At 76.4% G+C, this 10,122-nt stretch carries 11 protein-coding genes; 2 read left to right on the top strand and 9 right to left on the bottom strand.

Annotation, left to right across the window (positions count from 1 at the left end; genetic code table 11):
• Positions 1–47: 47 nt before the first annotated feature.
• From ACWGKI_RS09705 to ACWGKI_RS09680, 6 genes are all read right to left on the bottom strand, one after another.
• Complete coding sequence (locus ACWGKI_RS09705; protein WP_380245598.1) at positions 48–932, bottom strand: sulfurtransferase; 885 nt, start codon at positions 930–932, stop codon at positions 48–50.
• Positions 929–1,429, bottom strand: coding sequence for a ribosomal protein S18-alanine N-acetyltransferase (rimI, locus tag ACWGKI_RS09700; protein WP_380245601.1), 501 nt, complete (start codon positions 1,427–1,429; stop codon positions 929–931). Before rimI ends, ACWGKI_RS09705 begins: the two co-directional genes overlap by 4 nt.
• An 80-nt stretch (positions 1,430–1,509) precedes the next feature.
• Positions 1,510–2,241 carry a tRNA (adenosine(37)-N6)-threonylcarbamoyltransferase complex dimerization subunit type 1 TsaB gene (gene tsaB, locus ACWGKI_RS09695; protein WP_380245599.1) on the bottom strand — a complete coding sequence of 244 codons (732 nt, stop codon included), beginning with the start codon at positions 2,239–2,241 and terminating at the stop codon, positions 1,510–1,512.
• A 106-nt stretch (positions 2,242–2,347) separates the two neighbouring features.
• Complete coding sequence (gene tsaE, locus ACWGKI_RS09690; protein WP_452186532.1) at positions 2,348–2,938, bottom strand: tRNA (adenosine(37)-N6)-threonylcarbamoyltransferase complex ATPase subunit type 1 TsaE; 591 nt, start codon at positions 2,936–2,938, stop codon at positions 2,348–2,350.
• A complete protein-coding gene (gene alr, locus ACWGKI_RS09685; protein ID WP_452186530.1) occupies positions 2,935–4,176 on the bottom strand; it encodes an alanine racemase in 1,242 nt (413 codons plus the stop codon). Before alr ends, tsaE begins: the two co-directional genes overlap by 4 nt.
• 23 nt (positions 4,177–4,199) lie before the next feature.
• Positions 4,200–5,216 carry a pseudouridine synthase gene (locus tag ACWGKI_RS09680; protein WP_452186528.1) on the bottom strand — a complete coding sequence of 339 codons (1,017 nt, stop codon included), beginning with the start codon at positions 5,214–5,216 and terminating at the stop codon, positions 4,200–4,202.
• 60 nt (positions 5,217–5,276) lie between these two features.
• Between ACWGKI_RS09680 and ACWGKI_RS09675 the strand changes: the two genes are divergently transcribed.
• Positions 5,277–5,759: a glutathione peroxidase gene (locus tag ACWGKI_RS09675; RefSeq protein WP_452186526.1), complete on the top strand. Its 483-nt coding sequence runs from the start codon at positions 5,277–5,279 to the stop codon at positions 5,757–5,759.
• A 109-nt stretch (positions 5,760–5,868) separates the two neighbouring features.
• Here the strand turns inward: ACWGKI_RS09675 and ACWGKI_RS09670 are convergent, their stop codons facing one another.
• The gene (locus ACWGKI_RS09670) at positions 5,869–6,468 is read right to left on the bottom strand and encodes an acetyltransferase (protein WP_452186524.1); all 600 of its coding nucleotides are present in this window, start codon (positions 6,466–6,468) and stop codon (positions 5,869–5,871) included.
• A gap of 25 nt (positions 6,469–6,493) precedes the next feature.
• Positions 6,494–8,101 (bottom strand): NAD(P)H-hydrate epimerase, encoded by a 1,608-nt coding sequence (locus ACWGKI_RS09665; protein WP_452186522.1) that lies wholly within the window; start codon positions 8,099–8,101, stop codon positions 6,494–6,496.
• 57 nt (positions 8,102–8,158) lie between these two features.
• Here ACWGKI_RS09665 and ACWGKI_RS09660 point away from each other — a divergent pair, with 57 nt between their 5' ends.
• Positions 8,159–9,214, top strand: a complete 1,056-nt coding sequence (locus ACWGKI_RS09660) for an LLM class F420-dependent oxidoreductase (protein WP_452186521.1) — start codon at positions 8,159–8,161, stop codon at positions 9,212–9,214.
• Here ACWGKI_RS09660 and ACWGKI_RS09655 read toward each other — a convergent pair.
• Positions 9,192–10,073 carry an aminoglycoside N(3)-acetyltransferase gene (locus tag ACWGKI_RS09655; protein WP_452186519.1) on the bottom strand — a complete coding sequence of 294 codons (882 nt, stop codon included), beginning with the start codon at positions 10,071–10,073 and terminating at the stop codon, positions 9,192–9,194. The genes ACWGKI_RS09660 and ACWGKI_RS09655 overlap by 23 nt on opposite strands.
• Between the last annotated feature and the right edge of the window lie 49 nt (positions 10,074–10,122).

Genomic DNA, 10,122 nt, shown 5'->3' with positions numbered 1-10,122 from the left:
CCCGCCTTCCGTCCGGAAGGAGGGCCATTCGCCCGCTCACAGCGTCTTCAGGGGCGTGCGCCGGTGGCGACCGGGCGGGACGGGTCGCTCGACCACTGCGACCACGAGCCGGCGTAGAGCGCGGCCGGGATGCCCGCGCAGGCGAGGGCGGCGATCTCGTGCGCCGCCGTCACGCCGGACCCGCAGTACACGCCCACCTCGTCGCCGTCGTCGCTCAGCCCGAGGTCGGCGAACCGGCCCGCGAGCTCCTCGTCGGGCAGGAACGTGCCGTCGTCCCGCAGGTTGCCCGCGGTCGGTGCGCTCACGGCGCCCGGGACGTGCCCGGCGCGCGGGTCCACCGGCTCCGTCTCGCCGCGGTACCGCTCCGGGGCGCGCGCGTCGAGGAGCGTGCCCGTCTCGGCCACCTCGGACGCGTCGTCGGCGTCGAGCACCGGCAGGTGCCCGGGACGGACGACGAGGTCGCCGGGCTCGTGCACCACGTCGCCGCTCTCCAGCGCGAGGCCCGCCCGCACCCAGGCGGGCAGGCCGCCGTCGAGGATGCGTACGTCGTCGACCCCGAAGTAGCGCAGCAGCCACCAGGCGCGCGCCGCGGACAGGCCACCCACCGTGTCGTAGACGACGACGCGCGAGCCGGCCCGCAGGCCCCACGCCCGCACGCTGCGCTGGAACGACGACGCCGAGGGCAGCGGGTGCCGGCCCTCCTCGGGCGACGCCTCGGCAGCGAGCTCGGACTCCAGGTCCACGTACACGGCGTCGGGCAGGTGCCCTGCCAGGTAGCGCTCCCGGCCGTCCGTCATCCCGAGCGCCCAGCGCACGTCGAGCAGCACGGGCGCGCCCGCCGCCGGGTCCGGGCCGGCGCCGAGCCGCAGGTCGGCCGCGAGCTCCGCCACGGGCACGAGCACCCGGGCGCGGGAGGTCCAGGCGCCGCTCATGCCGTGGCGCCCAGGTCGAGACGCATCGTGAAGGCGTCCTTGTCCTCCGGCTGGTAGTAGCGCCTGCGCAGCCCGATCCGCTCGAAGCCGAGCCGCTCGTACAGCGCCAGCGCGGGCTCGTTGTCGACGCGCACCTCGAGCAGGACCGCGCCCGCCCGCAGCTTGCGCGCGTGCTCCAGCAGCGCCTCCAGCAGCGCGCGGCCGACGCCGTGGCGCTGGTAGAGGGGGTCGACGCCGATCGTCATGACCTGCGCGACGTCGCCGTCGAACCAGAGGCCGGCGTACCCGACGACCGGCTTCGGCCCGACGCCGTACACGGCCACCGCGTCCGGCCCGGTGGGCTCGGCGACGACGTACCAGCGCCCCAGCGCGGCGAGCTCGTCGGTGAGCATCCCGTAGGTCCAGGCCCCGGCGCCGAAGAGGATCCGCTCCAGCTCCAGCACGCGGTCGAAGTCGGTGCTCCGCAGCGGGCGCAGGCGGCACGACGGCGCGTACACGTGCTGCACCGTTCGCGGCAGCCCGGCACCGGGCTGGGGCGCCGGCCGCGTCGCCGGGTCGGCGGCCGGCTGGTCCGTGGTCACGCCGGGCTCCCGGTCGCGGGCACGAGCCGGGCCGGTGCGGGTTCCTGCACGTCGGGCCGGCGCAGGTAGAGGGGCTCGGTCGGCAGCGCCTCGCCGGCGGCGCGACGCGCGAGCGCGAGGCGCGCGAGGACCGCGGCGTCCGGCACGAGCGGCGCGTCCTCGTCGGCCGGCAGGTGCTCCGGGTACAGCGTGGCGCCCTCCCCGACGACGACCAGCCGCCCGTCGGCGGGGGCGTCCTCGAGCCGTGCGGCGACCTCGGCGGCCTTGTCCACGCCCGGCCCGGCCAGCGTCTCGACCACGGGCACGCCGTGCGGCCCCTCGTGCGCGACGACGCGGTAGTGCGCCCAGTAGACCTCCTTGCGGCGGGCGTCCGTCGCGACGAGCACCTCGTCGCCCGGTGAGAGGCCCAGGTCGGCGACCGCCTGCACGGCGACCGCGTCGATGCTCGGCACGCCGAGCACGTCGATCCCGAGGCTCAGCGCGAGGGTGCGCGCGGTGACGAGGCCTACGCGCAGGCCGGTGAACGGCGCCGGTCCGGTGCCCGCGACGACGGCGGTGAGGGCCGAGCGGTCCAGCCCGGCGTCGTCGAGCACCGCCGCGACGAGCGGGCCGAGCGACTCGGCGTGCCGGCGACGCTCGTCGGCCGAGCGCGACGCGAGCCGTGTCCCGGTCTCGTCCACGAGGGCGACGGCGACTGCTGCAGACGTGTCCAATGCGAGAACTGCCACGCCCCCAGCCTACGGTCCTGCGAGCGATCGGGGTGCGGCATCGTCCGTGCTGACCTGATCCTCATCACGGGGGTTTGAGGATCAGGTCAGCACGCACGATTCCTGGCTAGCGTGCGGTGAGGGCGGCCAGGTCGACGCCGGCCCAGCGGGCGCCCACACCACGGAGCGTGGCGTGCCGCGTCCCCGCGCCCGGGTCGGTCTCGTCGTCCGCCCCGTCCGCCCCGTGCGCCCCGTCCGCGCCGTCCGCCCGGTCGCCGGACAGCGTGCCGGCGTCCCCGCGGGGACGCTCCAGGTCGATCTCCAGCCTGTCGTCCGTGAGCGCCTCGGCCAGGCCGCGGCCCCACTCCACCACCGTCACCGACTCCTCGAGCGACGAGTCCAGGTCGAGGGCGTCGAGCTCGCCGAGGCTGCCCAGGCGGTACGCGTCGACGTGCACGAGGGCGGGGCCGCGCGAACCGTCCTCCCGCGGGAGCGGCGGGTGCTCGCGCGCCACGATGAACGTGGGCGACGCCACCTGCCCGCGCACGCCCAGCGCGGCCCCGAGCCCCTGCGTGAGCGTGGTCTTGCCCGCTCCCAGGTCGCCCGTGAGGATCACCAGGTCCCCTGCGCGGAGCACGCCCGCCAGGGCCGCCCCCAGCGCTCGGGTGGCCTCCGCGTCCGGCAGGTCCGTCTCCGTCCGCACGACGACGTCGCTCACCGCTGCCCTTCCTCTCTCGTGGGAGTCACGGCCTCGAGGCCGGTGTAGACGCGCGGCGCGCGCGCCCCGATGCCCGTGACGATCTCGTAGCTGATGGTGCCCGCGGCGCGGGCCCAGTCCTCGGCGTTCGGCACCACGGCACCGCGGTCGACGCCGTCCGACGCCCCGAAGAGCGTGACGACGTCCCCCGCCCGTTCCGTCGCGCCGGGGCCGAGGTCGACGACGAACTGGTCCATGCACACCCGCCCTGCCACGCGCAGCACGCGCGCCCCGCCGACGCCCACCGGGCCGCCGACGCCGACCGCGCCGCCCGACGCGTGCCGCTGGATGCCGTCGGCGTAGCCGAGCGGCACCACGCCGAGGCGGGTGTCCTGCGACGTCGTGTAGTGGTGCCCGTACGACACCCCGTGGCCGGCCGGCACGTCCTTGACCGTCGTGAGCCGGGCCTGGAGCGTCATCGCGCCCCGCAGGCCGAAGTCGCCGGGCGCCCCGAGCTGCGGCACCGGCGAGTGCCCGTAGACGGCGACGCCAGGGCGCACGAGGTCGTGGTGCAGGCGCGGGTCCGTGAGCACGGCCGCCGAGTTCGCGAGGTGCCGCACCTCGAGGTCGAGGCCCGCGTCCTCCACGGTCCGGACCGCGGCGTCGAAGGCCGTCGCCTGCAGGCCGATCGACGGGTGCCCGGGCTCGTCCGCGCACGCCAGGTGCGACATCACGCCGACGACCCGCAGCACGCCCTCGGCCTCGAGCGCGGCCGCGCGCCGCACGACGTCGGGCAGGTCGGCGGGCATGATCCCGCTGCGGCCCAGGCCCGTGTCGACCTTGAGGTGCACCCGCGCGGGACCGCCCGCGGCGCGCGCACCGGCCGCCACCTCGTCGAGGGCCCAGGGTGCCGCGACACCGACATCCACCCCCGCGGCGACGAGGCGGTCGAACGGCGCCCCCGGCGCCGCGAGCCAGGTCAGCACCCGGGCGTCCTCGGGGGCGATCCCGCCGGCCCGGAGAGCGAGCGCCTCGGCGGGCACCGCGGTGCCGAGCCAGGTGGCCCCGCCCGCGAGCGCCGCGCGCGCCACGGGGAGCATGCCGTGCCCATAGCCGTCGGCCTTGACCACCGCCATCACCGCCGCGCCCGGGGCGTGCCCGGCCAGTGCCCGGACGTTGTCGCGCACGGCCGACAGGTCGACGACGGCGCGCGCCAGCTGGCCGTCGTCGAAGGGCAGGTCGGGGACCTCGGTGCTCACGGTCACCGATTCTCTCACCGCTCTCACGCCGCGCTCCCGTCCCGCGCGCCGGCCGGCCACGCCGGCCACGCGGCCAGCCGGCGCCGCGAGCGGAACTCCCGTGGTGCGCCGCTGAGCGGGTCGACGAACGCGAGCGAGCGGGCGAGCAGCTGCAGGGGGCGCGCCGGGTCGTCGGGCGCGTCGGCGCGCAGCTCCGGCCAGAACGGGTCGTGCAGGAGGGGCAGCCCGAGGGACGCCATGTGCAGCCGCAGCTGGTGCGTCTTGCCGGTGTGCGGCTCCAGCCGGTAGAGCCCGAGCCCGCGCGCCTCGTCGCGCGCGACCAGCGTCACCCGTGACTCGGCGTTCGGCTCGCCCGCCTCCTCCTGCGCCCGCACGACGCCCCGGTGCTTGACGATGCGCGAGCGGACCGTCGTCGTGCCGCCCGCACCCAGCCTGGCCGCCACCGCCGAGCCGGGCTCCGGCAGCGGTGCTACCGCCTCGTAGACCTTCTGCACGGCGCGGTCCTGGAACGCCGTCTGGTAGGCGCCGCGCACCTGCGGCCGCACCGTCAGCACGAGCACGCCGGCGGTGGGCCGGTCGAGGCGGTGCGCGGGCACCAGCTCCGGCAGGTCCAGGGTGGCGCGCAGGTGCACGAGCACGGTGCGGGTCACCCACCGGCCGCGTGGCATCGTCGCGACGAGGTGGGGCTTGTCGACCACGAGCAGGTCGTCGTCGCGGTGCAGCACCTCGAGCTCCGCGAGCGTGGGGACCTCGGGCTCGTCCGCGGGCGGGTCGCGGTAGAGGTAGAGGAAGCCGCGGGGCTCGTAGGGCGTGGAGTCGTCGACGACGACGCCCGCGCCGGTGACCACCTCGCCGGCCGCGAGCTTCTCGCGCAGGCGGGCGGCGTCGTGCTCGAACCGTTCCAGGAGGTACTGGGCCGCCGTCGTGTACCGGGCCGTGCTCGCCGCGTCGTGGGGCAGCACCAGCCGTGTGGGGTTGAGCCCGTCGCGCACCGGCAGGGGCGGACGGTGCGGGCCGGGACCTCCAGACGACGCGGGCACCGCTCCATTCTCCCGGGTCCCCGGGCACCGAGCACTGGGCATCGGGGCATGATGGAGCCCATGAGCCTCTACGACATCCCGTTCGAGCGCATGGACGGCACGACGACGACCCTGGCGGAGCACCGGGACGACGTCGTGCTGGTGGTCAACGTCGCCTCGCGCTGCGGGCTCACGCCTCAGTACGAGGCCCTGGAGCAGCTGCAGAAGTCGTACGCCGACCGCGGCTTCACCGTGGTCGGCTTCCCCAGCAACCAGTTCCTGCAGGAGCTGTCCTCCGACGACAAGATCGCCGAGTTCTGCTCCACCACCTACGGGGTGACGTTCCCGGTCGTCTCGAAGGTCCGGGTGAACGGGCGGCACGCGCACCCGCTGTTCGTCGAGCTGAAGAAGACGCCCGACGCCGGCGGTCACGACGGCCGGGTGCGGTGGAACTTCGAGAAGTTCCTCGTGCTCCCCGGGGCGGACGTGCACCGGTTCGCCCCGCAGACCGTGCCGGACGACCCGGAGATCGTCACCCTGATCGAGAAGGCCCTGCCGAGGTAGTCCGGGCCCTGCCGAGGTAGTCCGGGCCCTGCCGAGGTAGCTCAGGTCCCGCCGAGGTAGTCCGGACCCCGCCGAGGTAGTTCAGGTCTCGGTGAGGTAGCTCAGGACGTCACACCTCCAGGTGCAGCCAGCGCTCCGTGACCACGTAGCCGAGGGCCTCGTTCGCACGCCGCGACGCGACGTTGTCGCCGGACCCGCCCGTGCCGAACCGCGTCCGCCCCGTCGCGGCGAGGTCGAGCACCGCGGCGCCCTTCACGGCCGTGGCCAGGCCGCGGCGCCGGGCCGCCGCACGCGTCACGGTGAAGTCGATGTCGACGCGGTCCGCGGCCGTGTACAGCACCGTCGCCGCGTCGAGCCTGCCGTCGGCGGCGAACGCGCCGAACGCCCAGCGCTCTCCGGCGGCCAGCGCCGCGCCGAGCTCGCCGGCGTCGGGCACGTCGTGCGACGTCGCGACCGTCACCGGGTAGTCGCCCGCGGCGCCCGCGTCCAGGGCGACGAGGGCCGTCGCCTCCTCGGGTGCGAGCGCGCGGACCGTCCACCCCGCCTCGCGCGCGGCGTCGACCGCCGCGCGGCACGTGTCCAGGACGTCGGGGGTGACGGTGAGCCGGGCACCCCACGACTCGGACCGCACCCGCGCCCCGGAGTCGAGGAGGCGTGCTGCCTCCGGGTCGTCGGAGCGCAGGACCCGCACGGGCTGTGTCGTCGTCATCAGGTCGCAGGCTACCGGGGAGCGGTCACCCGCGGTTCGTCCCGGGGTCGCGGCCCGCGAGCAGGGCGGCGATCTCGGCGGGCACGGCGCCCGCGACGTCGAGGGCGGCGACCGGGCCCCCGGGGTTGGCGCGGTGCGCCGCGCGCCCGTGCACCAGGGCGGCGGCCGCGGCCACCTCGGCCGCGAGGGCCGGACGCTCGACCACCTCGTCCGCGCGGCCGGCGAGCATGGCGCCCAGCACGCCCGCCAGCACGTCGCCCGCCCCTGCCGTGGCCAGCCACGCCGGGCCGTCGGCCTGCGCGTACGTGGTGTCCGGCCCCACGACGACGGTTACGCCGCCCTTGAGCAGCACGGTCGCGCCCGTCAGCTCGTGCGCGCGCCGGGCCCAGAGCAGCGGCTCGGCCTCCACGTCGGCCCGCCGCACGTCCTCGCCGCGCGAGCGCAGCAACGCGGTCAGCTCACCCGCGTGCGGGGTGAGCACGAACCACGGCGGGACGACGTCGTCGAGCAGGCCGAGACCGCCCGCGTCGACGACGGCGGGCACCGGGCCGCCGGCGGTCCCGGCGAGGTTGCCGGCCGCGGCCGCCAGCGCAGCCCGGCCGCGCTCGTGCTGCCCGTCGTCGAGGCCGGAGTCCTCCCCCTCGTGCGCCGCCTCCGGGCCGCCCGGCACTCCCGGCCCGACCACCCAGGCCTGCACCCGGCCGGGCGCGGTGACCACCTCCGGACGGGCGGCCAGCACCGGGCGGCCCACGCCGTCCGACCCGCGGAAGCGCACCATCCCCGCGCCGGCGCGCACCGCGGCGGTGGTGGCGAGGACTGCCGCGCCGGGGTACGTCGTCGTGCCCGCGACGACGCCGACGACGCCGCGCGAGTACTTCTGGTCGGCGGGCCCTGGCACCGGCCACGCGCGGGCGACGTCGGCGGCTGCCAGCCGCCGCACCGCGGGGTCGCCCTCCGGGCGCAGGCCGAGGTCGACGACGCTCACCTCTCCCGCGTGCGCGGCCGCCGGCGGCAGCAGCAGGCCGGGCTTGATCGCGCCGAACGTCACCGTGCGGTCGGCGGCCAGCACCGGGCCGGGCACGGCGCCGTCGTCCACCCCGATGCCGGAGGGCAGGTCGACCGCCACCACCCACGGCGCCGTGAGCGGGCTGTCGGCCCCGGCACGCCGTGCGTCGCGGGCCGACAGCCCGCTCACCACCTGCTCGGCGAGGCCACGCAGCGGACCGTGGGCGCCGATGCCGACCAGCCCGTCGAGCACGACGTCGGCGCGCGCGGCGTCGTCGAGCACCGCGCCCAGGAGGCCCGGGGCGGAGAACAGCTCCACGACCCGGCCGCCGGCGCCCTCCAACGCCGCGCGGCCTTCCGCGTGGAACCGCTCGGCGACCAGCACCGCCGTGACCTCGAGCCCGCGGCGTGCCAGCACCGCGCCGGCGTGCAGCGCGTCGCCCCCGTTGTTCCCGGCCCCGACGAGGAGGACGACGCGCGCCCCGCGGACGGGGCCGCGTCGCGCCGCGACGTCCCGCACGACGTGCGTCGCCAGGGCGAACGACGCCCGCTCCATCAGCGGGACGCCGGCGGCGAGCAGCGGCTCCTCGGCGGCACGGACGGCGGACGCGGGCCACGACGTGATCATGAGACGCATCCTGCCGCCACCGCTCCGACGACGCAGGTGGGGCATAGGCTCGGGCCCATGCGATTCGGACTCTTCATCCCGCAGGGCTGGCGCCACTCGCTCACCGACGTCCCTCCGGAGCAGCACTGGGAGACGATGCTGTCCCTGCTCCACTACGCCGACAACGCAGCGGCCGGGGAGCCGATCCCCGGCGGCCCGTGGGCCTGGGACTCCGTGTGGGTCTACGACCATTTCCACACCGTCCCGGTGCCCAGCACCGAGGCCACGCACGAGGCGTGGACGCTGATGGCGGCGTTCGCGGCCGCGTCCCAGCGCGTGAAGCTGGGGCAGATGTGCACGTGCATGTCGTACCGCAACCCCGCCTACCTGGCGAAGGTCGCCTCCACCGTGGACGCGATCTCCGGCGGCCGCGCCCAGCTGGGCATCGGCGCCGGCTGGTACGAGCACGAGTGGCGCGCGTACGGCTACGGCTTCCCCCGCGCCGGGGAGCGGCTGCGAGCGCTCGACGAGGGCCTGCAGATCATCACGCAGATGTGGCGCACCGGGTCGTCCGGGAAGTTCGACGGCGAGACGTACCAGGTGGACGGCGCCCTCTGCTACCCGCAGCCGCTGCAGCAGCTGCCCGTGGGCGACGGCGGCGCCGACGTGCCGAGCATCCCGCTGTGGGTCGCCGGCGGCGGCGAGAAGAAGACGCTGCGCATCGCCGCGCGGTTCGCGCAGTACACCAACTTCGACGGCTCGCCCGAGGGCTTCGCGCACAAGTCCGCCGTGCTGGAGCAGCACTGCCGCGACCTCGGTCGGGACTTCGGGGAGATCACCCGGTCCGCCGACTACAACGTGGTCGTCGGGGAGAACCAGGCCGAGGTGGACGACCGCCTCGCGTGGATCGAGTCGCACTTCCGCAAGTACGCCCCCGGCGAGCGTGCCGAGGCAGAGATCGCGAGCTGGCGCAACGGCCCCCTGGTCGGCACGCCCGAGCAGGTCGTCGAGGAGCTCACCGAGCTGCGCTCCCTCGGGATGACGTACGCGATCACCTACTTCCCGAACGCGGCCGCCGACCGCGACCAGATCGAGCTGTTCCAGCGACAGGTCATCCCCGCGCTGCAGGACTGACCGCCGCGCCCCCGGGCTCCCCGGCCGTCCGGGCCGGGGAGCTCCACGGGTCGCCACGACCGCCCTCCTCGGCGCCCCCGGGCCGCAGGAGCTCGTCGAACCTCGGGGTGGCGAACCGCACCAGGTCGTCGGCGTCGAAGAGGCGGCAGAGCGCCCGCCCCACCGTGCCGGACGACGTCGTCCCCCTCGCCTCGAACTCCGCGCCGACGAGGGGGAACAGGGTGCCCAGGTCGTCGGCCACGTCGGCGGTCTCCACCCAGGCCCGCTCCCCCGCGACGACCGCCGGGAAGCGCCGCAGCTTGCGGCGGTGGTGCGGGCTGCGCCCCTCGGCATGGTGCAGGAACGTGTTGCGGTCGTGGCCGACACCGAGCAGGAGGACACGTCCCCCGAGCTCACGGACCGTACCGAACGGCGACACCTCGCCCACCCCGTAGGCGAGGCTCTGCCGCGCCACGACCTGGCTGGCCGCGCGCCCGTGGGCCACGACGGACACCTGGGGGTGGCTGCTGCGCAGCGTCCCCGCCGTCCTGCGGAGCTCCTCGGGCACGGCGCCCATCTGGCTGGGCGTGTCGGGCGTGAACAGGGGGACCGCGTCCCGTCGGGCCTGCACGTCCGACGGCGGCGGGCCGGCCACGGACGGGTCCGGGTCGGCGACCTGCGGCGTGAACGCCGGCATCACCAGCGTGCCCGCGGCGCCCACCGCGGCGCACAGGCTGTCGACCACGGCCGACGCGCCGCCGTCGACCGCTCCGAAGGCGGACAGGGAGGCGTGCACCATCAGCACGTCCCCGTCGCGGACACCGAGCCGGCGCCACGCACCGAGAAGATCGTCCCGGCCCAGGGCCTCGCGCGTCGGCATGGACCGATCCTGTCGTGGGCCACCGACACGCGGCGGCCGGCGACGGAGG

The sequence above is a fragment of the Isoptericola sp. NPDC055881 genome, assembly GCF_053615895.1.
Note: the sequence above shows the minus strand (reverse complement) of the source record. Positions and strands in the feature narration are given on the sequence as shown.